The sequence below is a fragment of the Oryzomonas rubra genome (assembly GCF_008369015.1).
Lineage (GTDB): Bacteria > Desulfobacterota > Desulfuromonadia > Geobacterales > Pseudopelobacteraceae > Oryzomonas > Oryzomonas japonica.
Window position 1 is genome coordinate 1 of sequence record NZ_SRSD01000005.1, and the last position, 23,393, is coordinate 23,393.

The following is a 23,393-nucleotide window of genomic DNA, read 5'->3' on the forward strand; positions in this document are numbered from 1 at the left end:
GAACAGGCCCCGGAACAGGTTACGGGTCTTCATGGTCTTCGTTCCTTTTCTTGCAATGCGCTTTTTTATTCGTTCCTTTGGCGATATATGGGGCACGACTCGAAATCATCGCCGCACAAAGCTACTATCTTGGGAATACTTCTACTTGATAAATCCGAACAGTAGCATTCGGCAAAAGGCTTCATCATGAAACGACATATATCTGGCCGGATCAACTGGCTGTTTTCATCACTGGCTGAGCAATCTATTTCAGTTCTCATCGCTGTGGGCCCCTCTTACCCAGCTAGCAAGCCAGGAACACTTCGAAAGCCCGGTCATGGACATGGATGTGCTCCATCCAGAGCAGGCGAACATCACTCAACTCTTCGGGCGTTATCTCCTGCCCCTTGCTGATGCGGTAATGCAATTCGGCCGTTTTGGTGCAGATGAACTGGTGGTGGAGACCGTGCTGCGCGGCTTGGGGAAAGCCCACCATCCTCATGTAACCATTCTCGTTATCGATATGCTCCATCATGGTGTCCAGCAGCCGGTCAATGTCTGCTCCAAGATCTTTATCCGGCTTATGCAAAAGTTGTTCGAACATGGCATCCAGTTGACCGACTATGTTCCGGTAGCGGCTGTCGCTGACGGTCATGCCCCTACTCAGCATGCATGAATCATTGTTCATGGCCTTAAACTGTCTCTTGAATTGATGGTTATTTTGAACTTCCATACCACGTCCTCGTCTTACAGGTTTGCCAGCAGGTGGCCCAGTTTTCCCGTTTGGTCCTCATGTAGCGGATGCGGATCCCGGCGGACGGGATTTCCAGGGGGACCCGTTCCACAATTTCCAGGCCGCGGCCCTGCAGGCCAACCATCTTCTCGGGGGTGTCGGTTAAAAGCCGAATCTGGCGGGCGCCTGATTCCACCAGCCGGTACCGCGACCTTCCTGGCGCAGGTAGAGGACGATACCGTTCCCGTGGGCGCAGGTCAGTTCGCAGCCGCCGCACATCGGATTCAGGGAAGCTCATATACGTGCAGTACCGCCCTGCGAGTCGAAAAAGGGCTATAATCGGGAAAGGCAACAGCGGTTACAAGCGCCTTGACTCCTCGGTTATTCGCATCCGCCAAGCGAAAGTCGGCCACGTAGCTCTTTTCCTGTGTCGAGTGCCATGCCTCGCGCAGGGTCGAGCCGTCCCACGTCATGGCCTTCATCTCCGATTTCGAAAACACTCGCACACGCGAGAGCAAGCTGAAACCGCTGTTGACCGGAACCAGTATTTCCCCGTTTTCATTCACCTCGATGCGGGCAGGAATGTATGAAATCCGGCTTTCTCCCCCACTCGGTACATCTTCGTTCATCTCCAGGTATGATTCACTTCCGCCCATCTTGTCGACGCTGCTTCCCATTATCTGACCGTCCGGCGTGACGATATTCAGATAGCCGTCATCTCCTAGACAGGCAAACAGGTTCCGCTCTTTGGTGGGAAGGAGGACAAAAGCGTACAGATTCGTTTTAGAGGGCACTTCCACCGCCGGACCTTCAACGAGCTCGCCGCCGGCCAGTTTGACCCGGAATATGGGGCCGGCGAATTCACGGCCCTGGAGCCCCATCTTCTGGGCAAGCAGGACAAGGCCCTCGCCCGGCATCGTCAAGCGGCGCAGGTGCCAGGGGATGTCTTTCCGGGTGATGCGGTACTGGCCGTCCTGTGATTCTATGATGAGACCCGACAGGTTCCCGGCGTTTGTGACGGCTGAAACGAAGAGTTGCGATCGGCCATTTCCCTTCAGGTCGAAACCATCGAGATGATAGGCCCTGATCGCAGTGCCGAGTGGAACCGTGGCCAGTTGTTGATAGTTTTGACCGGCCAGGCGGTAGATTTCTATCCTGTCGCCGAAGGCCACCGCAATCTCCTGCTTGCCGTCCCCATCGAAATCCCCTGTTTCCACGCCGACCGGCATACCCTTCATAGGGGGGCTGGTCCAGTAGGTTTCCGAGCCCGGGGCGGACCCGCGGCTGATCATGGCGGTGTCCTGCTTCACCGATGCCGGCTCGATGGCTGAAGCCGGAGCGGTTCGGGCCTGGTGCAGGTCGAAAACCGGGTAACTATGAATAGTTTCGAAATCGGATGAGCGTACATCCAAACCCAGGTTGGTGAGGACGAAGTAGAGGGCGGGAGGCCTTCCCGGAGGAAGAGCCGGGGTTGCAGGCCTGTTCTTCTGGGATGCCGTATAGCCTTGCCATGGGAGTTGGGGCAGAGCCGCGTGTAATTCCTTGAAGAGCTGTTCCCCGTGGCCGGTATAGTCCCAAAAATCAACATCAATATTCTGGAACCGGCGAATGACATCTCCATTCCGGATGGCGGATACGGACCCGAGGGGGCGGCAATAGGAGTAGCCCGCCTTGATGCGGGTAACCTGCAAAATGCCTTTCACGGTATCCTGGGTTCCGAGCACCTCCTTTGTCACCGGGTGAACAATCTTTTCACCGGGGGTCACGACGCTGAAGATGTCGCCGACGGCAATCTGCTGCCGCGCATCCAGATCGATGATGAACTCGCTCCCGGCCGGTTGGATGACGTATCCCGAAACCGGCGCGAAATCACGGATCAGCGCCTCATTGATGGCCGCCGAAGCGTTCAGGGCGGGAATCAGCAGGAAAAAGGCGAGTACAAGGGAAGGTGCCCGTAGTGTAGGTGACATACCTGTTCTCCTTTTGGACAGCAGGGACGATGGTGTCTGTATGGTTTCTCTACCACCTGGCGGACTGGACGTGGACAACAGAACCAAGACATAGCGGGCATCGGCCCATAAAAGCTTTTGATGTCCAGATACTTAAACAGCAAAGAGGGCTAACCGCTAGCCCGGCTGCACGTAAAAAGCGGGGGGATTGCTCCCCCCCATTACATGAAGGAGGCCCTTGAGGTGAGCCGTGTGGAGCTGTTTAAAAGGCCATTTCCCATTTGGCGCCGGCGACGAATGTTCTGGGTTCTTTTGCACCGGTCGTGCTGGTCATGTCATTCATGAAGTCTATTTCAGGCACGATCTTGAAGTTCTTGCTGACTTGGTACTGGGCATTGACGAAGGTACCCAGGCGCTCGTCGGCGTGGGTCTTGCGGTTGTCGTCCGCGACATAGGATGCGCCGGCATAGAGCTTGAGTTTGTCGTTCACGGTATAGCCGACCTGGCCCCAGCCACCGTAGCTGAAGGCGTTTGCTTTGTTGGTGACATCATAATATGCGCCGGTGCCGGCACCGTTGGGGTTGGCGCCGCTCGTGACATAGGCGCTGGCGGCAGTGCTCATCAGATCGCCCAGGTTGCGGCCGGTAAAAACGTTATAGGATAGCTCCACTGGCGCCAGATCGATCTTGCCGTGGAAAAAGACCAGGTAGGAGTGGATGTCCGTTTTGACAGGGTTTGCCGTTGCCGTAGCGTATGTTTCTACGTTGTACATATTGTAGGACACGCCGCCGCCATAGGTCCACTTGTCCAGTTTGCCCTCGTAGCCGGTTACAATCTTTGGCATTATGGTGTTATAGTTGGTGTAAGCCGCGGTGGGATAGAGGTTCCCGGTTTGCGAGGCGGCGGCAGTGGCGTCGCTACTTGTGACGTTGCCGGTGTTGTTGGCTTGGGCGCCGACCCTTGGCTGCATGAGGGTAAAGTAGAAGCCGTTGTTCATGGTCAGCTTGATATTTGCATAACGGCCGTCCCACAGGGAACCGTAAGCGTTAAAACCGCCGTCGCTGTCCCATACCTGCTGGGTGCGGTAGACATAGGGGCTCGGGGTCTTGCCGATGCGTAGCTTGCCGTTGCCGAAATTCCATTCGCCGAACAGCAGACGGAGTTCAAGGCCTTTTGAATACGCCTTGGGGTTGTAGGCCCCAAGTTCCGCGACTGCGGAGAAGTCGCCTTCCTTTGCGCGCACGCCGACCAGACTGTCGCCCATCAGGTCAAGACTGAAGTCGCTGTCGCTTCTTTTGGCACCCGCAGCATTGTAGTACTGGTTCTGTTGCCAGAAGGTCCCCAGCCTGATTGCGCCGTACCCGCTAAAGTCGATGGCCATGGCGGGAACCGCAAGCGCCACCGCCGCACCAAAAGCTACCACTCCGATCATACCTCTCTTCATTCTTGTCTCCTTATGCTCATTTTACCGATTGGCTGGTGCCAATTGGGTCTACACGGGTAATATGCACCACAAATAATCCATGTCCGTCTGCTCAGGCTCCCCTCTTCCCCCAGTGGGGCGGGGGAGCCAAAGCAGAAGTGTTATTTGGTGATACCTGCGTATTTCAGGGCATTTTCAGCAGCGATCCGGCCGGAATTGATGGCATAGCCGGCGGTACCGCCGCCGAGCAGCAGGTCATAGCTGTCGCCGTACATACCGCCGGAATCGGTGCCGACGGCGTACAGACCGGGGATGGGGACGCCCTTGGTGTTGACGGCTTCAGCCTCGGCCGTCACCTTAACGCCGCCCAGCGTACCAAGGTGGCGGGGCAGGAGTTTGGTTGCATAGAAGGGAGGAGTGGCGACCGGGCGGAGGAACTTGGCCTGCTTGTTGAATTCGGTATCCTCACGGGTTGCGGCGGCCTTGTTCATTTTCTCGACGCTGGCCTTCAAGATGGTCGCGTCCATGCCGAGCTGCTTGGCAAGGTCTTCGATGGTATTGGCCTTGAAAACATTGCCCCGCTTGCGGGCCAGTTCCTTGTTGAAGGCATCTTCCCACTTGGTAAGCTTGGTCCCCTGGAGAACCCATTCGCCCAGGGGCATTTCAATGCCCTTTTCAACGGCAAACTTCCGGGTGGCATCATCGTAGATGGCGTATGTCGTGCCGCCAACCCTGGTCAGCGCATTACCGGCATAGGGCCAGTATTCGATGCTGGATTCGTCGGTGTAGCGTTCGCCGCGTGGGGTCACCCAGAAATAGGGCTGAACAGCCAGGGCGATCATCTGGTCCGCCGGGTGGAAGCCGGCCAGTCCGGGGCGGTACGCCTGGACGGTGGACATGCCCTCGAGGGAGGCGCCAACCGCTTCGGACATCCTGATGCCGTCGCCGTCTTTGCCTATTTGACCAACCGGGATGACGTCAGGATAATCCTTCACATATTTCTTCATCATCTCCTTGTTGTTGGCGAAACCGCCGGTAGCGACCACAACTGCTTTGGCGTTGATTCTGATCTTTTCGCCGGATTTGTCCTTGGCTACGACGCCGACTACCTTGCCATTCTCGGTGATAAGCTCCGTGCCCGGGGTCTCAAGGAGGATCTTGCCACCATGGTCGAGGACGTATTTGTTGAAGACGTTGATCATCCTCTGGCAATGGAAATCGCGTGGATCTTTGACCAAGTCCGGGCCGGGGGCGATGACATGCCAGGTCAGAGGACCGCCAAAACCGCCAACCCCCACATACTCGATCTTGACACCCAGGTCATCGAGCCAGTCGATGGTTTCGGCCGACTTGTCCACAAAGGCCTTGGCCAGCGCGCCGTTCGCCTTCCAGTGGCTGTAATTCATGATGAGTTTGAAGGCGAAGGATTTGGACACGTCAATGCCGATACGTTTCTGAATCTTGCTCTCTGCTGCGAAGACCCCTTCGCAGAAGCTACCGGTACCGCCGACCTTGGGCTGCTTCTCAAGGACAATGACCTTGGCCCCGCCCTGCAGCGCCTGGACGGCGGCGGCCAGGCCCGATGTGCCTGCCCCGATGATGGCAACATCGGTGTCCATGGTTTTTTCCGCCAGAGCCGGTACAGCCATGGCTGTCACCAGCGCCAACGCCAAGCCAATCTTTCCGAAAAATCCCTTCATTGCTTCCTCCTCGTGTGGTGTGGTATGCCCCTTAAGGGCACCCTGATCTCTTGTCTTCACCCCGAATCCGGCACCTGTCATCTCGAACACGATTAAATAATTTGGAATATGATTATTAATTGTTTATTATTTTATCTTGAACTCAAACTCGCTATGACACTCCAGGCATACGATCTCGCTCGGTTTGTGTATGCCGTGGCACTTGGTGCAGGCGAGTTGCCCCAAGTGGGAATCGTGCGGATTGGCGTGCAAGGACTTGGTCAGGGCTGCAACCTTGCCATAATCGCCATGACACTCCAGGCAGACATCCGGCGTCGCTGCCGAGACCGGCTTAGCCACCTTGTGGCAATCGACGCACTTCAGCCCCTCCTTGGCATGCTTGCCGGAAAGTTCGTGCGCTTGCGCACCGGCCGACATGAGGATAACGCCCGCGATAAGCGCAGCAGCGCATGTTCTCAGTTTCAGTTTGTTCATCCCCTTCACCTCCTTTGTCTTAATGGCTCCCAACTGTTGCGGCGGTTGCGGGATGGTTATCCGCCGTACGCTTGCTCCGGAAGTTGGTTTCTGTTCGTCACACAGACGTAGCATCCGCCATGCCATTTGTTAAAAAAATGTAACAATGTGTTATTATTGACTTTGCAAATGTATACATAGACAGGGGTTTCTCGTTTTGATACAGGGTTTATCATTATGAAAAAATGTGTGGGGGCGTCATGAAGATTGAGAGTCTGGACCTGCGTGAGCTGCTTTCGTTCGACCCCAAGGGCGGGGTGATACGGCTCATGGGACAAAGGGCGCTTTTGTTCGATGCTGCCGCCATGGGACTGCTCCGCAAGGAGCTGATCGATACCCTGGGAACGTTCGCCGCGCGGAGCATTCTCACCCGCTTCGGCTATGCCTACGGCTGGCGGGCTGCCGAGAACATCCAAGCGACGTTTCCGGAGGTATGGCAGGATGCACGGGGAAAAGCGGGACCGAAGTTCCATTCATTGACAGGCCTGGTCAATGTCACGCTCAACATACGAACCAATGGGGAAGGCGACGAACCGTTGGTCGACTCGACATGGGATGACAGCTACGAAGCCGAGCAACATCTTCTGCATATCGGGCGGGCGGAGGGACCGGTTTGCTGGACGCTGGTCGGCTACGCCAGCGGGTTTGTGTCCCAGATAGAAGGCCGGGAGGTGTATTTCATTGAAGACCGGTGCTGCGGCAAGGGGGATGCCGCATGCCACGTTATAGGGCGTTTCAAAGAAAAATGGGGGGCGGAGATCGAACCCCATCTTCTCTATTATCGAATGGAATCCTCTTCGGCAATCTTGAAGGAGTTGAGCGACAAACTGCGTTGTACGGAAAAACGACTGAAGAGGCGGCAAGAACAGCTTGAGTTTCTTGAGGGCGTGGAAGACACCTCTCCGTTCATCATGGCCCGGAGCCAGGCGATGCGGGATGTGGTGGATATCGCCCGACGTGTCGCCAAGGTCGACTCTTCGGTGCTCATAACCGGGGATAGCGGCGTCGGCAAGGAGCGCATGGCCCGTTTCATACATGACCAATCGGCGCGGGTATCCCGGCCATTTGTGGCCGTAAACTGCGGCGCGCTCACGGAAACGTTGCTGGAGAGCGAACTGTTTGGACATGCGAAAGGGGCATTTACCGGGGCGGACAAGGACCGTCTGGGACTCTTCGAGGCGGCTACCGGCGGAACGCTGTTCCTGGATGAGATTGGCGAGGTGTCCCCGGGCATGCAGGTTAAGCTGCTGCGCGCCCTCCAGGAGCGGGAGGTGCGGCGTGTGGGTGAGAACAGGTCCCGCGCCATCGACGTGCGGGTCGTGGCCGCCACGAATCGCAACCTGACCGACGAGCTGAACGCCGGACATTTTCGCAAAGATCTTTATTATCGCCTGAGAGTGATCGAGGTGCGGGTCCCCCCACTGCGTGAGCGCTATGAAGACATTCTTCCCTTAGCGCGTTTTTACCTCAGTAAGATCACTCGCAATCAAGGGTGCGACATAACCGGGTTCACTCCGAACGCCGCCGCTCAGTTGCTTCGTTACGAATGGCCGGGCAATGTCCGGGAACTACAGAACGCCGTCGAGTATGCCGTTGCCATGTGCCAGGGCAATCAAATCGATATCGCCGACCTGCCATGCGAGTTGCGGGCCCTGTCATTGAAACCGGTGGTCTCGGGCTGCATTCGTCCTCTGGATGAAATAGAGCGTGACTATATCCTGGGGGTGCTGCACGCCGTTGGCGACAACAAGGCACGGGCCGCGGAGGAACTGAATATCGGATTGGCCACGCTCTACCGGAAGCTCAAGGAGTACGAAACGCAGTGAACTGCCTGGTGCGATTCCAGGGGCATTGATCTATAAAGACAACGGGGTATAATTTTTTTGACTTTTCAATTTCATCGTGTAGAGTTATTCCTAGATTTGAGATAGACGATAATACTCAACCATCCGCGAGGATGGGGCGGAAAGCCCAAGGGTCTTACTGAGACAGCCGGGTTGCCGAAATATCACACGATATCGGCAACCCGGCTTTTTTCGTATGGTCTTTAGATGTCAAAAACAGTACGGAGGACTACAGCTCATGAATAAGAACTTCCTAACGTGCATTGTATCGTCGGTTCTTCTTGTGGCGGCTTTTCTGGGGCTGGGGCAGATGCAGGGATGCAGCGGAGGCGATTCCACATCCACATCCGCAAACACGGGAACGCTCAAGGTTGGGATCACGGACAGCCCCGCCTTCCCGAATTTAGACAGTGTCCACCTGACGATCGACAAGGTTGTGGTTGTCCCAACCGGCAAGGAAGGCTTGGCGGATAACGATCCCGGCCTGCCGGTGATCGCCACCTTCCCGGGAGGCGTAGGCGTTGACATCCTCAATCTGCACTTCCTGCCGCAGATCCTGGGGACCACCGCAATCCCCGCCGGCAGTTACAGCCAGGTTCGCCTCATACTGGCGCCCAACAGCCCGACGCTCAACAACTATGTCACCCTGTCGGCCACCCCCGCCCAGAAGCTTCCCCTGACCACACCGAGCGCCCAGGAGAGCGGGCTTAAGATCAAGGGCAACTTCACGGTAACGGCAGGGGCCTTGAATACCATCGTCCTCGACTTCAACCCGAATGACGCTATTGTCTTTGCGGGAAATTCAGGTAATATCAACCTCAAACCGACCGGTGTCCGCATCATCCAGGTTTTCAACTCCCTGACCAATGCCGGTTCACTATCGGGAACGATCCGCTCGCCGCAGTTCACTACGTGGTCGAGCGCCTCTGTTACGGTTGTGCCCCGCGACCCCGCCGGTAGCGCGGTCACCTCCGGGGTCGTCTTCAGCAACTTCAGCAGCCCGAGCGTCTGGAAGACAACCTTCAGCGCGTTTGTGCCGCCGAACAACAGCGCCGTCATGCCCTCGGCGCACTACAGGGTATTTGTGCGAGCGTTCAGGGACACGCTGTCGACGGTCCCCACGTTCAACCTCTACTCCTCGCCACTCCTGACCGTGACCGGGGGGATTGATACGGCTGTTCCGCCAAACGGCCTCATCCAGCTAGGGCCGTAGTGCAGAAAATTCGTTCCTTGAAAGGGGGCCTGCCGGAAGGGGCCCCCTTTCAAGGGGCAAAGACTCTATTTTATCCAGACCATCTCACTCCTAATCGACCGGGGAAGGAATTCACAATGAAAATGATTTACCTTGCAGCAGTGGCAGTTCTTCTCGCATTCAGCCCAGCTAGTGCATCAGGGGGCCTCGAAGGTTTTCTTTCCAACCTCAATATCCAAGCAAAGGCCGATATGAATGGTTTTACTGCCAGGCTTAGTACCCAGTTTGGCGTTCCCGGGGCCCAGGTCAGTGCCGTAATCAGCACGGTCAAGGAGCCGGCCGATGCCTTCATGGTCTATCAGCTCGGTCAAATGACCCGGCAGGCTCCTGATGCAGTTGTCCGCACCTATCAGAAAAATCGCGGCAAAGGGTGGGGAGTTATTGCCAAAGAAATGGGAATCAAACCGGGTTCACGAGAATTCCATGCCCTTAAACGGGGCGATTTTTCCCTTACCGGCAATCCTGAAGGAGGAGGGAGTGATGGGCCCGGCAAAGGGAAAGGGAGGGGAAAAGGACATAATAAATAGCGCCTGACAAGGTATCGGCATGAGACATAAAAAGGGGGGGCAGCATACGCCGCCCCCCCTCCGATTATCTTCATATCCATGAAAACGCCGTAACCCCGGCAAGCGCCCCCTCACGGGGACTGGGGAGTGACGGTTGCCAGGTTCGCCCCCGGATCGGTCCCGAACACGAAACGCCATTCGCTGTACTTCTTTTTGTCGGTAAAGGTGTCGAGGCCGGAATATTCCGAGAACGAGGTCTTGAGCGGGACATCGTTACTGGTGCTGGCCACTCCGATAATCCCCTTCACGCCGGTCGTGTCTCTAATGAGCGTCCACTCCTTGCCGGTCATGGGGTCTTTGTAGAGCTGCCGCAGATATTTCTTCTTCTCCAGGGAAGTGGGATCCAGCAACAGGAATTTCAAGTCATTGAGCGGAGTAACTTTTGCAGACTTTGCATTCCAGGCCGCAATGGCGCTCCTGATCTGGAGGCCGCGGAAGAGCAGTTCCTGTTCCCGCTCGCGCTTCATGATCGTTTTCCACGGCTGCCCGGTAAGACCGAGCATAATCCCCATGATGACCACGATCATCAGCGCGGCCAGGAAGGTAAAACCGTTTTGGTTGAGCATCTTTTTCATGGAAGAACAATACCACAAAGAGCCGTTTGTTTGCAAAACGTTAACCACGCCCCCACACACCGTGTCGTTCCGCTATCCGGGAGGACCGGTAGCGATCTTTGCAAAATCGGCACCATCCCACGTCCCCTCCGCGACATCGAGAAATGCGGATAGCAGCGGCGTGCGGAAACTTTCACGGCGCCTGATGAGCGCCAGGGAACGCGTGAGCGCCAACGGGCTCGCAATCGGAACGAGCCAGCCATGCTCGAGTTCGCGATGGACGGCCAGGCGCGAAAGGCAGCTTACCCCAAGTCCGGAGGCGACACCGTTCTTGATCGCCTCGGTATGGCCAAGTTCCAGCGCTATGGAATAGTGAATCCCAAGGCTATCCATTGCTGTTTCAAAAACTTCACGGGTTCCCGAGCCCCGTTCCCGCATGATCCAGGGAGCCGAAGCCAGCATCTCCGCCGTAGCCCGGCTCTCGCCGCCCCAGGCATGTTCCGGCCCGGCCACCACCACCAGCTCATCGTCGCGCCAATGGGTGGTGATCATCCCGCGGCTGTGGCACGGACCTTCGATAAAGGCGATATCCAACCGTCCCTCCTCCATCCAGGTCACCACCTGTTGGGTGTTCCCCACCCGCAGCTGAACCCTGGTTTTGGGGTACCTCCGGGCAAAAGTGCCCAGGAGCGCCGGGAGCAGGTAGTTGCCGATGGTTGTGCTCCCCCCAACCAGCAACTCGCCGGTAAGTTCCCCGCCATTTTTCTGGAGCAGTTGTTCCATCCGCCGGACCGCCTGGAGAATCCCCCCGGCCTCCGCAAGCAGCAAACGCCCGCGGTCATTCAGGATCAACCTCCGGCCGGAGCGTTCGAACAGGGGAGCACCGGTGAACTGCTCGAGCTGCGACACGGCCATACTGATGGCCGATTGGGTCAGCAGAAGCTCTTCCCCTGCCCGGGTGACATGCCCGGTCTGGGCGACCTTCTCGAATATTTCCAGCTGTCGAAACGATATGGCCATGGAATCAATAAGAACTATTTATTATTTTACAATTTTCATTCATTTCTATTTATATCATTCGCAAAATCGAATGGCAACAGATGAAGCCGGCGGAAAGAAAGGGGCACGGTGCGCCGCGATTCTTCCGGGCAGGATCGATTGCATCGCTTTCCGAAACGGTTATTTTGCCGACAACCACCAGGACGGCATCACCGGCACAGGTTCCTTCGACGCTCCGCACCCGTCAAGCGGTGCACATTTCTTTAAATATCTGATTGACTTATTAGTTAGTATACAAATATAATCAGTTAAAATAATGTGTACTAGAAACATTCATCATTCCCAAAGGAGAAGACAATGAAACCCGTTGTAGGAACTACAATGATGGCCTGTTGTGTGTCTGTGTTCATGATCGCTGGTTGCGCAAACAAAGAGGTCGTAAAGAGCGATGAGCCTATCGTTCAGAAGACCGAGGCAGCCAAACCGGCAGCCCCGGCAGCGGCAAAGGCGAACGCATCCGGCGCAGCCCAGAACCAGGCAGCGCAAAAAACGGCTGAACAGGCCAAGCAGAACGCAGGCCAGTCCGCGAAAGCAACGACACAACAGTCCAGCTTTGAGACGATTTACTTCAATTTCGACCAGTCTGACCTCAGCCAGGCGGCTCGCGATGTCCTGAGCAAGAATGCCGCGGCCATGCTGAAAGCGCAACCCAATGCAAAGATCAAGATCGAAGGAAATTGCGATGACCGCGGCTCTGCGGAATACAATCTGGCCCTGGGTGAGCGGCGCGCCAATTCCGCCCTGAAATACCTGGTGACCATGGGCGTATCTGCGGACAGGCTTTCGGTCGTGAGCTACGGCAAGGAACGTCCGGCAGTGGCTGGACATGACGAGGCGGCCTGGGCAAAAAACCGTCGTGACGATTTTGTCATAGCAACCCCCTGATAACCGGCGCCCGGTGGGCACACTCCGGGCGCAATGAGGGACCCAATGAACAAGGTACTGTCCAAATTTGTAGTGCTCGGCTTGGCGGCGGCACTCCTGCTGACCGGCTGCATGCCGACCGCCCACAAGGTCGATGTACTGTATAACCCGTTGGCGGTGTATCGCGGCGGCAGCGGGCAGGTGACCCTGGTTGCGGAGGCCGCGCACCAGGAGCAACAGGCTTCCAATCCCGCAATACGCTGGGTATTGGGCCAGATAAAGGATAGCGACGGCGCCGTACGGGGCGATGTGATCAGCGATTATTCGCCCCAAAGCGTGATCGCCGACGCCATGAAACGGGAACTTTCCGCAGCAGGTTACCGGGTGGACCAGACGGAATCGCGGAAAGACGGTCAGGGCAGGGTTATCGTCCTGACCGCCGTTACCGTGGCCCTGAATGAGGTTGTCTCCCTGGCCAAGCTCGAATCGTCGTGTAACCTGGTAGTGAAGGTGGAACTGTGGAATAACGGGCAGGTCATCAAGCGTTCCGAGTATCACTCCAAGCTGTCCGATATGGCCATCAAGGACCGGGACGTGCTACCGCAACAACTGTTTCAGGGAGCGCTCGGCGAGATAATGCAGCAAGCGGTCCCCGACATCATCCGGCAGTTCAACTAGCGCTGCCCTCCAATACTTTTATTTTTTGTCATTCCTTATCGGCGCGCCCCACGGTGCGCCGATCTTTTTTCCTCCACCAACAAACCAAACCGGTACAGCACGCCAACCGCCCTCAGTCGGGCAGAATAGCTTGACAATCGGCGCGGAATCGCGAGAATGGTTCCGTGCGGCTTCGCACCCCGGCGCAGCCTGCCCCCCCTGCCGAAAGCTGCAAAGCCGGCTCCCGCCGGCCGCCATCACTTCGAGAATCAGAGACGATACCCTATGCCTGCGTTACTCCTCTTGCCCCTCCTCTTCCTCACCGGCCTTGTCGCCGGACTGGTTGACTCCATTGCCGGTGGCGGCGGACTGATCACGATTCCGGTGCTGCTGGGCGTCGGTCTGCCGCCCCAGGTTGCACTCGGCACCAATAAGCTCCAGGCGAGCTTTGGCTCGGGCAGCGCCATGCTGACCTTTGTCCGTTCGGGAACCGTGCGCTTGAACGATTGCTGGACCGGGATCGCCTATACCGCCATTGGAGCCGCCCTCGGCACCATTACGGTGCAGATGCTCGATCCCGCGCTCCTGCGCCACGTTATCCCCTGGCTGCTGGTCGCCATTGTGCTCTACACCCTGCTGACCCCCCGCCTGGGGTATGAAGAGATCCGCCCCCGCGTGAAACCGGGCCCCTTCTTTTTTGCGGCCGGCCTGATCCTGGGCTTTTACGACGGTTTTCTGGGACCGGGCACCGGATCGTTCTGGGTGATGGCGCTCATGCTCGGCCTGGGGTTCACCATGACCAGGGCGACCGGCTATACCAAGGTGATGAATTTCACCAGCAATGTGGCTTCGCTGGTCCTGTTCATCTGCGGCGGTTCCGTGCTCTGGCGGGAGGGGTTGATCATGGGGATCGGCCAGTTCGTCGGAGCCCGTATCGGCGCCCGCATGGTAGTGCGCAAGGGGACGCGCTTCATCCGCCCGGTCTTCGTCACCATGGTCCTGGTCATCACGGCCAAGCTCATCTGGCAGAACGTTCGTTGACCCCATGAGCCGACCGCCCCGCGTTTCCATCCTCATGCCGGTGCGCAACGAGGCCCAATACCTGCCGGCCGCCCTCGACTCGCTGTTCCGGCAGACCCTCCCCGATTGGGAACTGGTCGTCATCGACGACGGCTCGACCGACGCTACCCCCGCCCTCCTCGCTGCCGCCGCCCTCCGTGACCCGCGCGTACGTGCAAAACGATGCGAGGGTGGCGGCCTGGTCGCGGCGCTCAACGAGGGGTTGGCCGCCTGCCGCGCCCCCCTCATCGCCCGCATGGACGGGGACGACATTACCCACCCCCGCCGTCTGGAGTTGCAGGCAAACCTGCTGGATGCCGAGCCGGGGACCGGACTTGTGGCCTGCGCCTTCCGCCACTTCCCCCGCCCTGCCCTCAAGCAGGGCATGCTGGCCTATGAGGCGTGGCAGAACGGGCTCCACGACCACGAGATCATCATGCGCGACCTGTTCGTGGAGTCCCCCTTTGTGCACCCCAGCGTAATGATGCGCCACGACCTGTTGGTCGGTGTGGGCGGGTATCGCGACTGCGGCTGGCCCGAGGACTACGATCTCTGGCTGCGCATGGCCGCTGCCGGCGTCCGTTTTGCGCGCCTGGAACAGCCGCTCTTCTTCTGGCGCGACCACCCCGAGCGGGCGACCCGCATCAAGGCCGAGTATGCCGCCACCGCCTTCCGCGCCTGCAAACTCCATCACCTTGTACCCGGCTTTCTGGCCGGCCGAAAAAGCGTCGTCATGGCGGGAGCAGGCCTGGAAGGGCGTGCCTGGCAGCGCCTGCTGGCGGCGGAGGGTATCGGGGTATCCCGCTGGCTCGATGTGGACCCCCGCAAGATAGGACGCCAGTTACACGGTGCGCCGGTCATCCATCCGCACCAGTTGTGCCTGTCCGGAGAGAAGATGCTGGTCGCCATCGGCGTTCGCGGCGCTCGCGAGGAGTTCAGGCGCCTGGCCAGCCCCCTGGGACTGCGGGAAGGACTCGACTTTATCTGCGTAGCCTGATACAAGTAAATCATCACTGAAGTACGACACATCTCTTACCGTGCACGAAGTGGTGCGGGGGAAAGGGCATCTAATGGTACTGAGCAAAGAGGAGCTGGCGCTTTCCATCGACGAGGCGGAATGGGACTGGCTGCGCGCCCACCTGGAGCGCGGCGGCATCATCCTCGTCAACGACAACATCGATCTGGCCGATGCCGCCTTGCGGGTGGCCGGCGACGATACGGAGATCATTGCCGACTGGATCAGCACCGGCATGATCGGCAAGCCGTCCGAGTCCCAGATTCAGGCCTGGGACAGCAATCGCCACAAGAAGTTTTCCATGCTGATCGTCAACCCTTACGTCCTTATTCAGGAGAAGACCCCTACCTTCCACTGATGCCCCGTTTGCTTTTCTGAATCCGTGACGCCGCGAGCGGCATGCCTGAGGCCAACGCCGCCCATGCGGCATCATGCCGGATGGGCCGTATCCCCTCCGTCACGATGCAGATACGACCGGCAACCGGAACGGAGGCATGGCAAGCGAGGGTAGCCGTGAAGGCGACACGGATTCAGATTTTTGCAACGAAAGGAAAAGGGCGGCCCCACATTGCGGGGCCGCCCTTTTCCTTTTCGTGACTGCAACCAGCAATCAGATCAGTTTTACCGCCTGCTCGGCGAACTGGAGGATGACCGACGGCACGATGCCGGGGATCAGCGTACCGGCCACGGAGATGAGCAGGGAGAGGGCGATGGGGGGGGTGACCCGGGTCCACTCGAAATCCTCGGTCGGCTCCTTCATATACATGTAGACCATCACGCGCAGATAGTAATACACCGAGGCGGCGCTGTTGAGAACGCCGATCACGGCCAGCCAGATGTACCCCTTCTGGACGGCGCTGGAGAACAGATAGAACTTCCCGATGAAACCGGCCGTGGGGGGGATGCCGGCCAGGGAGAACAGGAACACCGACATGGCCACCGCCAGGGCGGGTTGTTTGAAGCCGAGGCCGGCAAAATCCATGACCGTACCGTTGGATTCACCCTTTTTGCCGATCAGGATAATCACGGCAAAGGCGCCGATGTTCATGAAGGCGTAGGAGAGCATGTAGAACAGGATACCAGCGGCGCCGGTACCGTTACCGGCGGCGAAACCGACCAGGGCATAGCCGGCGTGGGCGATGGACGAATAGGCCAGCATGCGTTTGATGTTGTCCTGGCGCAAGGCGGTGATGTTGCCGACCGTCATGGTCAATACGGCCAACACCCACAGGAGCTGGCTCCATTCGACCTGCAGGGTGGGCAGGGCCACCAGGAAGATCCGCAGGAGGGCTGCGAAGCCGGCGGCCTTGGGGCCGGCCGACATGAAGGCGGTCATGGGGGTCGGAGCCCCCTCGTAGACATCGGGGGTCCACATGTGGAACGGCGCAGCCGCCACCTTGAAGGCAAAACCGGTGAGCATCAGCAGCATGCCGGCCACCAGCATGATATTGGCGGAAGGCACCGTCATCTGCCCCACGATTGCGGCGATCTTGGCAATGCGGGTGGTGCCGGTGGCGCCGTAGGTCAGGGCCATGCCGTAGAGCAGGAACCCGGTGGAAAAGCACCCCAGCAGGAAGTATTTGAGCCCGGCCTCGTTGGATTTCAGGCTGGCGCGGTTGAAACCGGCCAGGACATACAGGGCCACCGACATGACCTCCAGCCCCAGGAAGATGGTCATCAGGTCGGTTCCCGCCGCCATGAGCATCATCCCCACCACGGTGAAGAGGATCAGGGGGTAGAGCTCGCCATGGTTGCACCCTTCCCGCTCCATGTACTGGTCGGAGATCAGGATCGCCAGACCGGCCGAGACCAGGAAGATCATCTTGAAGAAGGTGGCGAAGTTATCCTGAACAACCGAACCGCTGAAGCTCTCAATCGGCACGCCCCAACCGGCGCCCACCAGAACCCCTGCCGCCACGACGCCGACGAAACTGATGTACCCCAGGTAGGACTTCTGGCCGCTGGGAATGAAGACGTTGATCAAAAGCAGGGCCATGGCGAGCACGGAGAGGAATATCTCCGGCAGGATTGGGGTCATGTTGACGGCTGGAATAGTAATCATGTCCATCTAAGAAATCCTCCGGTCGGTTGACTCGTTTTGTTACTTGACTTCATTCGGATCGGCAACAGCCGGTGCAGCCTGTTCAACTGCCGGTACAGCCATACCGGGTATCGCCGGATGCCCGGCGGGCAGTCCCTGCATCTGCATGGCCGGCATCTGCCGGGCCGACATCCCGAGAGGCTTGGTTTGGGCAACCAGCTTCTGGACGGCCGGGTCCATCTTCTCGATGAACGGGTTGGGGTAGACGCCCATGATGAAGATCAGGGCGAGCAGCGGCAGCATGATGGCGATCTCACGGGCATTCAGGTCGGCAAGCTTCTGGTTTTTGGGGTTATCCAACTCGCCGAACATGACCCGCTGGAACATCCAGAGCATGTAGACGGCCGAGAGGATCACGCCGCTGGAAGCGACCACCGCCCACCAGCGCAGACTGCTCTCAAAGGAACCCAGGAGTATCAGGAATTCTCCCACGAACCCGTTGGTGCCGGGCAGGCCGATGGAGGAGAGGGTTACGATCATGAAGATGGTGGCAAAGATCGGCATCTGCTTGGAGAGGCCGCCGAAATCGGTGATCAGACGGGTATGCCGGCGTTCGTAAATGAAGCCGACGATAAGGAACAGCGCGCCGGTGGAAACGCCGTGGTTGAGCATCTGCAGCATGCCGCCGGTGATGCCCTGGGTGTTGAAGGCGAAGACCCCCAGCATGACGAAGCCCAAGTGAGCCACCGAGGAGTAGGCCACCAGTTTTTTCACGTCCTCCTGCACCATGGCCACCAGTGCGGCGTAGATGATGCCGATCACCGCCAGGGTGGCGATCAACGGCGTGAACCGGTGGGCGGCATCGGGGAACAGCGGCAGGGCGAAGCGGACGTAGCCGTAGGTACCCATCTTCAGCAGGATGGCGGCCAGGATCACGGAACCGGCCGTGGGGGCCTCGGTATGGGCATCCGGCAACCAGGTGTGCAGCGGGAACATGGGGACCTTGATGGCAAAGGCCAGGGCAAAGGCCAAAAACAGCCAGGTCTGGGTCGCCGGGTCAAGCCGCAGATCGAAGAACTGCAGCAGGCCGAAGTTGCTGAAGCCGGCATCCAATCCCTTGAAGTAGAGGAAGATCAGGGCCACCAGCATGAGCAGCGAACCGACCATGGTATAGATGAAGAACTTGACGGCCGCGTAGATCTTGTTCTTGCCGCCCCAGATGCCGATGATGAAGTACATCGGGATCAGCATGACCTCCCAGAAGATGTAGAACAGGAACAGGTCCAGGGAGATGAAGGCACCCAGCATGCCGGTTTCCAGGAGCAGCAGACAGATCATGTACTCTTTGACCTTCTCCTCCACGGCGGTCCAGGTGGAGAGCACGGCCAGCGGCATGATGAAGGTGGTCAGGATGACGAGCCACAGGCTGATACCGTCGATACCCACATTGTAGCGCATGACGAATGGGCCGGCGGCAATCCAGGGTACGTTCTCCAAAAACTGGAACTCGGCATTGGTCTGGAAGCCGGTCAGGATCGGCAACGACACCAGGAAGGTCACCACGGTCACCGCCAGGGCGACGCCCCGCAGCACCCCCTTGCTGTCCTTGGGGATGAACAGCAGCAGCAAGACACCCAGTATCGGCAGGAATGTCGTCAAGCTCAGTAGGTGGTTACTCATGAATTCATGCTCCTTTATGCAAATTGCAAAGTGACGATTACTTGAAGACGTAGTAGCCGAGAATCACCACCACACCGAAGGCCATGGACCAGGCGTAGTTGTAGATATAGCCGGACTGCATGTACCGGAACACACCGCTGAAGGCCATCACCACGTTGGCGACGCCGTTGACAGCCCCATCAACCACCACCACGTCGAACCCTTTCCAGAGGAAGCGGCCCAGCGCCTTGCAGGGGTTGACGAACAGGTAGTCGTACAGTTCGTCGATGTACCACTTGTTGTAGACGGCGCGGTGCAGTGCCGGGAACGTGGCCACGAACCGCTTGGGCAGTTCCGTGTTCTTGACGTACATGGTGAACGCGATAGTGATGCCCACGAGGGCGACCAGGACCGACAGCCCCATCAGGCCCCACTCCAGGGTGGCGCTATGCTCGGCGGCATGGGCCGCATGCTGCGCCATATATTCTTCCGAATACTTGAAGACCGGCTCCAGGTAGTGCTCGAAATAGTTGGGGATACCGCCGAACAGTTCGCCGATCACCTTGGGCAGGCCGATGTAACCGCCCACCACCGACAGGGCGGCCAGCACGATCAGGGGGATGACGATCACCATGGGGGACTCGTGCAGGTGGTCCTTGGCCTTGGGGGTGATGCGGCATTCGCCGAAGAAGGTCATGAACACCAGACGGAACATGTAGAAGGCGGTCAGTCCGGCGGCCAGAGCGCCCATCCCCCACAGCAGGTAGTTCAATTGGCCGTGGTGCGGGTTGGAGAAGGCCTGCCAGAGGATCTCGTCCTTGGAGAAGAAGCCGGAGAAGCCCGGTATCCCGGCAATGGCGATGGTCGCCAGCAGGAACGTCAGGAAGGTCAGGGGCATCTTGGATCGCAACCCGCCCATATTGCGCATGTCCTGGGCGTCGTCATGGGAGTGGACGTGGTGCAGGGCATGGTGCATGGAGTGGATCACCGCGCCGGAACCGAGGAACAGGCAGGCCTTGAAGAAGGCGTGGGTCATGAGGTGGAAGATACCGGCGGCAAAGGCTCCGGTCCCCATGGCCAGGAACATGTACCCGAGCTGGGAGACGGTGGAGTAGGCCAGCACGCGCTTGATATCGTTCTGGGCCGTGCCGATGGTGGCGGCGAACAGGGCCGTACATCCACCGACCACGGCGACGACCATCAGGGTTTCAGGCGAGCGGATGAACAGGTAGTTCATGCGGCCGATCATGTAGACACCGGCAGTGACCATGGTGGCGGCATGGATCAGGGCTGAAACCGGGGTCGGGCCTTCCATGGCGTCCGGCAGCCAGGTGTAGAGCGGGATCTGGGCCGACTTGCCGGTCGCCCCCAGGAAGAAACAGAGGGTGATCGCGGTGACGATGCCGCCGGTGGGCAGGAGATGGGAGTTGGCGGCCAGGTCGGTGAACTTGATGGTCCAGACGTTGTGGGCCTGTCCCATGTACCAGTAGAGGGTGAAGGTGCCCAGCAGAAACCCGAAGTCGCCGACGCGGTTCATGACGAAGGCCTTCTTGCCGGCGTCGCCGGCCGACTTCTTGTGGAAATAGTAGCCGATCAGCAGGTAGGAGCAGAGGCCCACACCCTCCCAGCCGACGAACATCAGGAGCAGGTTGTTGCCCAGCACCAGGAGGAGCATGGAGAACATGAACAGGTTCAGGTAGGCGAAGAAGCGGTAGAACCCTTCCTCACCGTGCATGTAACCGATGGAGTAGACATGGATCAGGAAGCCGACGCCGGTGACGATCATGATCATCACGCAGGAGAGCGGATCGATCAGGAAGGCGATGTCGGCGTTGAAGCTGCCCGAGGTGATCCAGGTGAACACCTTGACATTGGCCACCCGTTCCTCACCCGGCAAGGAAAGGAGAGCAAGTATGGTCTTGCAGGAAACTAAGAACGAACAGAGTACGGCAAGTGCGCCGATACCGCCGATGACGGTCTCGTTCTTGATCTTTTTCCCCAATAGGCCGTTGATCAGGAAGCCGATGAAGGGGAAGAGCGGGATCAGCCATACGTTGTCAAACATGTAAGACTCCTTTTATGCAATCGTTAAACGTTGTCTACTTTCCGGTTGATGCGACGACCTGCTACCACTTCATGATATTGATGTCTTCCACGTCGATGGATTCCTTGTTGTTGTAGAAGGCGATCATCAGGGCCAGGCCGACGGCAGCCTCGGCGGCGGCGACGGTCATGACGAAGAACACGAAGATCTGGCCGTCCAGGTTGCCCAGGTGACGGGAGAGCGCCACGAAGGTCAGGTTGACCGCATTGAGCATCAGTTCGACGCACATGAAGATGACGATGGCATTCTTGCGCGTCAGCACGCCGATGGTCCCGATGGAGAAGAGGATGGCGCTCACGATGAGATAGCTGTTCAGGTTTTCCATTGTATATGCCCTCTGTTAGAGTTTTTTCTTTGCCAGGATGACCGCACCGATGATGGCCACCAGGAGCAGGATCGAGGTGATCTCGAAGGGGAGCAGGAAGGTGGTGAACATCTCACGGCCGATCAGCTCGGTGTGTCCCTGCTGCCGGATCATCTCGCCGGTCAGCGGCCCGTTGGGCATGGCGACGCGGCTCCTCATGATGATGAAGGCGGTGTTGATCAGGGTAAAGAAGCCGATGATGGACCCCAGCACGATCTTGTGGGAGTGCCTCTTGGTTGCATCAACCCTGATGTTGAGCAGCATGATGGTGAACACGATCAGGACCATGATGGCACCGGCATACACCATGACCTGCACGGCGGCCATGAAGGGAGCATCCAGCATGACGTAATAGGTTGCCAGGCAGAAGAAGGTCATTACCAGCGCCAGGGCGCTGTTGATCGGGTTCTTGCAGGTGACCACCAGAAGCGCCGACACGATGGCCACCAGCGTAATGATGAGGAAGAAAAGGGTTTCCATGCACTGCTCCTTTATTTCTTTTCTAAGAGGCGTTCCTTGTCATAGACAAAGTCCGAGCGATGGTAGTTGGCCAGTTCGAACTCGCCGGTCATCCTGACGGCGTCCACCGGACAGGCCTCCACGCAGTAACCGCAGAAGATGCAGCGCAACAGGTCGATCTCATACCTGGCAGCATACTTGTCGTGGTTGGCGTCCTCGCCCGCCTCTACCGTGATGCACTTGGCCGGGCAGACCGTGGGGCAGAGGTAGCAGGCCACGCACTTTGCCTTGTCATGGGAGACATTAAGGGCGTGCAGCCCTCGGAAACGCTGGGCGACCTTGGGGCGCTCGGTCGGGTACTGCAGGGTGACCGGCTTCTTGAAGAGGTGTTCCAGGGTGATCCTCAGACCATTTATGATCGGCGTAATCGGATTCATGATTCCATCCTTGTTCTTGGAATTACGTGGTGTCGTATGCTTCTTAGTTAATGAAGTAGCCGATGATGCCGGTGGCCACGATGTTCAACAGGGAGAGCGGCAACAGGACCTTCCACCCCAGGTGCATGAGCTGGTCGTAGCGGTAGCGGGGCAGCGTGGCGCGAATCCACATGCAGACGAACATCAGGAAATAGACCTTGGCCACGAAATAGACCGGCCCGAGCAGGGGTATGGCAACGGCCATCGGGCCATTCCAGCCGCCCAGGAAGAGTGTGGTGGTCAGGGCGCAGACCGTCACCATGTTGGCGTATTCAGCCATGAAGAACATGGCGTATTTCATGCTGGAGTACTCGGTGCAGAAGCCGGATACCAACTCGGTCTCGGCCTCGGGGAGGTCGAAGGGGGTACGATTGATCTCGGCCAGGGAGCAGATGAAGAACATGATCGCCGCCAACGGCTGTTTGAAGGCGAACCAATTGAACCCGTTGTAGGCGGACTGCTGGGAGACGATCTCGTTGAGAGACAGGGTGCCGGAGAGCATGAACACCGACACGATGGCCAGACCGGCCGAAAGCTCGTAGGAGATCATCTGGGCCGAGGCGCGCAGGCCGCCCAGGAGGGAGTACTTGCTGTTGGATGCCCAACCGGCCAGGACGATGCCGTACACCCCCAGAGAGGACATGGCCAGGATGTACAGGACGCCGACGTTGATGTCGAAGACCCGGCCGGCGGCCGTATCGAAGTAGCTGGCGATCTGCAGCGGAATCTTGTAGCCACCCACCTCGATGACGCCGCCGAAGGGGATGACCGCAAAGGTGATAAAGGCCGGGATGAGGGCGACCAGCGGCGCAAGAAGGTAAGCGAACGTACTCGCCTGGGAGGGGATGATCTCTTCCTTGAAGAAGAGCTTGACCCCGTCGGCGATCGGTTGCAGCAGGCCGTGCCAGCCGGTGCGCATCGGTCCAAGGCGTACCTGCATGTGGCCGATGATCTTGCGCTCGGCGTAGGTGGCGTAGGCCACGGTCAGGAGCACGAAGACAAATGCCACAAGGACCTTGGCGACCATGGCGATGTAGTACATCATCGGCAGTCCTAAAATCTCGATTCCCATCTGTCCCTCTTTTCTTGCGAGTATGAAATAAGTCCGAGAACGTTGGTGTCA

23 protein-coding genes and 1 riboswitch are annotated in these 23,393 nt (G+C 58.3%); of the genes, 8 read left to right on the top strand and 15 right to left on the bottom strand.

Going from position 1 to position 23,393, the window contains the following annotated elements:
• Nucleotides 1-283: 283 nt before the first annotated feature.
• The 6 genes from ET418_RS08960 to ET418_RS08985 form a co-directional block, all read right to left on the bottom strand.
• On the bottom strand, nucleotides 284-667 hold the full coding sequence (locus tag ET418_RS08960; protein WP_149307275.1) for a hemerythrin domain-containing protein: 384 nt from the start codon (nucleotides 665-667) through the stop codon (nucleotides 284-286).
• A gap of 28 nt (nucleotides 668-695) precedes the next feature.
• Nucleotides 696-1,010 carry a hypothetical protein gene (locus ET418_RS18650; protein ID WP_246153010.1) on the bottom strand — a complete coding sequence of 105 codons (315 nt, stop codon included), beginning with the start codon at nucleotides 1,008-1,010 and terminating at the stop codon, nucleotides 696-698.
• Nucleotides 997-2,682 carry an FG-GAP repeat domain-containing protein gene (locus ET418_RS08970; RefSeq protein WP_149307276.1) on the bottom strand — a complete coding sequence of 562 codons (1,686 nt, stop codon included), beginning with the start codon at nucleotides 2,680-2,682 and terminating at the stop codon, nucleotides 997-999. The genes ET418_RS18650 and ET418_RS08970 overlap by 14 nt, the downstream gene beginning before the upstream one ends.
• Before the next feature lie 241 nt (nucleotides 2,683-2,923).
• On the bottom strand, nucleotides 2,924-4,105 hold the full coding sequence (locus ET418_RS08975) for a hypothetical protein (protein WP_149307277.1): 1,182 nt from the start codon (nucleotides 4,103-4,105) through the stop codon (nucleotides 2,924-2,926).
• A gap of 140 nt (nucleotides 4,106-4,245) precedes the next feature.
• Nucleotides 4,246-5,784 (bottom strand): FAD-dependent oxidoreductase, encoded by a 1,539-nt coding sequence (locus ET418_RS08980; RefSeq protein WP_149307278.1) that lies wholly within the window; start codon nucleotides 5,782-5,784, stop codon nucleotides 4,246-4,248.
• Between the two features lie 126 nt (nucleotides 5,785-5,910).
• Nucleotides 5,911-6,258 carry a cytochrome c3 family protein gene (locus tag ET418_RS08985; RefSeq protein ID WP_246153011.1) on the bottom strand — a complete coding sequence of 116 codons (348 nt, stop codon included), beginning with the start codon at nucleotides 6,256-6,258 and terminating at the stop codon, nucleotides 5,911-5,913.
• Between the two features lie 239 nt (nucleotides 6,259-6,497).
• Between ET418_RS08985 and ET418_RS08990 the strand changes: the two genes are divergently transcribed.
• From ET418_RS08990 to ET418_RS09000, 3 genes are all read left to right on the top strand, one after another.
• Nucleotides 6,498-8,123 (top strand): sigma-54-dependent Fis family transcriptional regulator, encoded by a 1,626-nt coding sequence (locus tag ET418_RS08990; protein ID WP_149307279.1) that lies wholly within the window; start codon nucleotides 6,498-6,500, stop codon nucleotides 8,121-8,123.
• A gap of 103 nt (nucleotides 8,124-8,226) precedes the next feature.
• A riboswitch (cyclic di-GMP riboswitch) is annotated at nucleotides 8,227-8,302 on the top strand.
• A gap of 77 nt (nucleotides 8,303-8,379) precedes the next feature.
• A complete protein-coding gene (locus ET418_RS08995; protein ID WP_149307280.1) occupies nucleotides 8,380-9,354 on the top strand; it encodes a DUF4382 domain-containing protein in 975 nt (324 codons plus the stop codon).
• Nucleotides 9,355-9,470: 116 nt separating this feature from the next.
• Complete coding sequence (locus ET418_RS09000; protein ID WP_149307281.1) at nucleotides 9,471-9,920, top strand: hypothetical protein; 450 nt, start codon at nucleotides 9,471-9,473, stop codon at nucleotides 9,918-9,920.
• 110 nt (nucleotides 9,921-10,030) lie between these two features.
• On the opposite strand, the gene ET418_RS09005 is transcribed toward ET418_RS09000, so the two are convergent.
• Both ET418_RS09005 and ET418_RS09010 read right to left on the bottom strand, forming a co-directional pair.
• Nucleotides 10,031-10,534, bottom strand: coding sequence for a type II secretion system protein (locus ET418_RS09005; RefSeq protein WP_246153012.1), 504 nt, complete (start codon nucleotides 10,532-10,534; stop codon nucleotides 10,031-10,033).
• Between the two features lie 72 nt (nucleotides 10,535-10,606).
• Nucleotides 10,607-11,533, bottom strand: a complete 927-nt coding sequence (locus ET418_RS09010) for a LysR substrate-binding domain-containing protein (protein WP_149307282.1) — start codon at nucleotides 11,531-11,533, stop codon at nucleotides 10,607-10,609.
• Between the two features lie 336 nt (nucleotides 11,534-11,869).
• Here ET418_RS09010 and pal point away from each other — a divergent pair, with 336 nt between their 5' ends.
• The 5 genes from pal (at nucleotide 11,870) to ET418_RS09035 (ending at nucleotide 15,525) form a co-directional block, all read left to right on the top strand.
• Entirely contained in the window at nucleotides 11,870-12,457 is a 588-nt protein-coding gene (gene pal / locus ET418_RS09015; protein WP_149307283.1) for a peptidoglycan-associated lipoprotein Pal, read from the top strand.
• Between the two features lie 45 nt (nucleotides 12,458-12,502).
• On the top strand, nucleotides 12,503-13,114 hold the full coding sequence (locus ET418_RS09020; protein WP_149307284.1) for a hypothetical protein: 612 nt from the start codon (nucleotides 12,503-12,505) through the stop codon (nucleotides 13,112-13,114).
• Nucleotides 13,115-13,378: 264 nt separating this feature from the next.
• Entirely contained in the window at nucleotides 13,379-14,134 is a 756-nt protein-coding gene (locus ET418_RS09025) for a TSUP family transporter (RefSeq protein WP_149307285.1), read from the top strand.
• Between the two features lie 4 nt (nucleotides 14,135-14,138).
• The gene (locus ET418_RS09030; protein WP_149307286.1) at nucleotides 14,139-15,149 is read left to right on the top strand and encodes a glycosyltransferase family 2 protein; all 1,011 of its coding nucleotides are present in this window, start codon (nucleotides 14,139-14,141) and stop codon (nucleotides 15,147-15,149) included.
• A 73-nt stretch (nucleotides 15,150-15,222) separates the two neighbouring features.
• Nucleotides 15,223-15,525, top strand: a complete 303-nt coding sequence (locus ET418_RS09035; RefSeq protein ID WP_149307287.1) for a DUF2288 domain-containing protein — start codon at nucleotides 15,223-15,225, stop codon at nucleotides 15,523-15,525.
• Nucleotides 15,526-15,777: 252 nt separating this feature from the next.
• Here ET418_RS09035 and ET418_RS09040 read toward each other — a convergent pair whose 3' ends face one another.
• From ET418_RS09040 to nuoH, 7 genes are all read right to left on the bottom strand, one after another.
• Nucleotides 15,778-17,235: an NADH-quinone oxidoreductase subunit N gene (locus tag ET418_RS09040; RefSeq protein WP_149307288.1), complete on the bottom strand. Its 1,458-nt coding sequence runs from the start codon at nucleotides 17,233-17,235 to the stop codon at nucleotides 15,778-15,780.
• Nucleotides 17,236-17,268: 33 nt separating this feature from the next.
• Nucleotides 17,269-18,888, bottom strand: a complete 1,620-nt coding sequence (locus ET418_RS09045; RefSeq protein ID WP_149307289.1) for an NADH-quinone oxidoreductase subunit M — start codon at nucleotides 18,886-18,888, stop codon at nucleotides 17,269-17,271.
• 37 nt (nucleotides 18,889-18,925) lie between these two features.
• Nucleotides 18,926-20,932 carry an NADH-quinone oxidoreductase subunit L gene (gene nuoL, locus ET418_RS09050; RefSeq protein WP_149307290.1) on the bottom strand — a complete coding sequence of 669 codons (2,007 nt, stop codon included), beginning with the start codon at nucleotides 20,930-20,932 and terminating at the stop codon, nucleotides 18,926-18,928.
• Nucleotides 20,933-20,993: 61 nt separating this feature from the next.
• Nucleotides 20,994-21,296 carry an NADH-quinone oxidoreductase subunit NuoK gene (gene nuoK / locus ET418_RS09055; protein ID WP_149307291.1) on the bottom strand — a complete coding sequence of 101 codons (303 nt, stop codon included), beginning with the start codon at nucleotides 21,294-21,296 and terminating at the stop codon, nucleotides 20,994-20,996.
• Nucleotides 21,297-21,311: 15 nt separating this feature from the next.
• Nucleotides 21,312-21,815 carry an NADH-quinone oxidoreductase subunit J family protein gene (locus ET418_RS09060; protein ID WP_149307292.1) on the bottom strand — a complete coding sequence of 168 codons (504 nt, stop codon included), beginning with the start codon at nucleotides 21,813-21,815 and terminating at the stop codon, nucleotides 21,312-21,314.
• Nucleotides 21,816-21,826: 11 nt separating this feature from the next.
• Complete coding sequence (nuoI, locus tag ET418_RS09065) at nucleotides 21,827-22,231, bottom strand: NADH-quinone oxidoreductase subunit NuoI (RefSeq protein ID WP_149307293.1); 405 nt, start codon at nucleotides 22,229-22,231, stop codon at nucleotides 21,827-21,829.
• A gap of 43 nt (nucleotides 22,232-22,274) precedes the next feature.
• Entirely contained in the window at nucleotides 22,275-23,342 is a 1,068-nt protein-coding gene (gene nuoH, locus ET418_RS09070) for an NADH-quinone oxidoreductase subunit NuoH (RefSeq protein WP_149307294.1), read from the bottom strand.
• Nucleotides 23,343-23,393 lie beyond the last annotated feature (51 nt).

Coding starts and splice junctions, on each gene's coding strand:
- ET418_RS18650 (WP_246153010.1), bottom strand. CDS start 1,010: ATGAGCTTCCCTGAATCCGATGTGCGGCGGCTGCGAACTGACCTGCGC.
- nuoK (WP_149307291.1), bottom strand. CDS start 21,296: ATGGAAAACCTGAACAGCTATCTCATCGTGAGCGCCATCCTCTTCTCC.
- ET418_RS09030 (WP_149307286.1), top strand. CDS start 14,139: ATGAGCCGACCGCCCCGCGTTTCCATCCTCATGCCGGTGCGCAACGAG.
- ET418_RS08980 (WP_149307278.1), bottom strand. CDS start 5,784: ATGAAGGGATTTTTCGGAAAGATTGGCTTGGCGTTGGCGCTGGTGACA.
- ET418_RS09060 (WP_149307292.1), bottom strand. CDS start 21,815: ATGGAAACCCTTTTCTTCCTCATCATTACGCTGGTGGCCATCGTGTCG.
- ET418_RS09035 (WP_149307287.1), top strand. CDS start 15,223: ATGGTACTGAGCAAAGAGGAGCTGGCGCTTTCCATCGACGAGGCGGAA.
- ET418_RS08990 (WP_149307279.1), top strand. CDS start 6,498: ATGAAGATTGAGAGTCTGGACCTGCGTGAGCTGCTTTCGTTCGACCCC.
- ET418_RS08960 (WP_149307275.1), bottom strand. CDS start 667: ATGAACAATGATTCATGCATGCTGAGTAGGGGCATGACCGTCAGCGAC.
- ET418_RS09000 (WP_149307281.1), top strand. CDS start 9,471: ATGAAAATGATTTACCTTGCAGCAGTGGCAGTTCTTCTCGCATTCAGC.
- ET418_RS09040 (WP_149307288.1), bottom strand. CDS start 17,235: ATGGACATGATTACTATTCCAGCCGTCAACATGACCCCAATCCTGCCG.
- ET418_RS09005 (WP_246153012.1), bottom strand. CDS start 10,534: ATGAAAAAGATGCTCAACCAAAACGGTTTTACCTTCCTGGCCGCGCTG.
- pal (WP_149307283.1), top strand. CDS start 11,870: ATGAAACCCGTTGTAGGAACTACAATGATGGCCTGTTGTGTGTCTGTG.
- nuoL (WP_149307290.1), bottom strand. CDS start 20,932: ATGTTTGACAACGTATGGCTGATCCCGCTCTTCCCCTTCATCGGCTTC.
- ET418_RS09010 (WP_149307282.1), bottom strand. CDS start 11,533: ATGGCCATATCGTTTCGACAGCTGGAAATATTCGAGAAGGTCGCCCAG.
- nuoI (WP_149307293.1), bottom strand. CDS start 22,231: ATGAATCCGATTACGCCGATCATAAATGGTCTGAGGATCACCCTGGAA.
- ET418_RS08975 (WP_149307277.1), bottom strand. CDS start 4,105: ATGAAGAGAGGTATGATCGGAGTGGTAGCTTTTGGTGCGGCGGTGGCG.
- ET418_RS09025 (WP_149307285.1), top strand. CDS start 13,379: ATGCCTGCGTTACTCCTCTTGCCCCTCCTCTTCCTCACCGGCCTTGTC.
- ET418_RS08970 (WP_149307276.1), bottom strand. CDS start 2,682: ATGTCACCTACACTACGGGCACCTTCCCTTGTACTCGCCTTTTTCCTG.
- ET418_RS09045 (WP_149307289.1), bottom strand. CDS start 18,888: ATGAGTAACCACCTACTGAGCTTGACGACATTCCTGCCGATACTGGGT.
- ET418_RS08985 (WP_246153011.1), bottom strand. CDS start 6,258: ATGAACAAACTGAAACTGAGAACATGCGCTGCTGCGCTTATCGCGGGC.
- nuoH (WP_149307294.1), bottom strand. CDS start 23,342: ATGGGAATCGAGATTTTAGGACTGCCGATGATGTACTACATCGCCATG.
- ET418_RS08995 (WP_149307280.1), top strand. CDS start 8,380: ATGAATAAGAACTTCCTAACGTGCATTGTATCGTCGGTTCTTCTTGTG.
- ET418_RS09020 (WP_149307284.1), top strand. CDS start 12,503: ATGAACAAGGTACTGTCCAAATTTGTAGTGCTCGGCTTGGCGGCGGCA.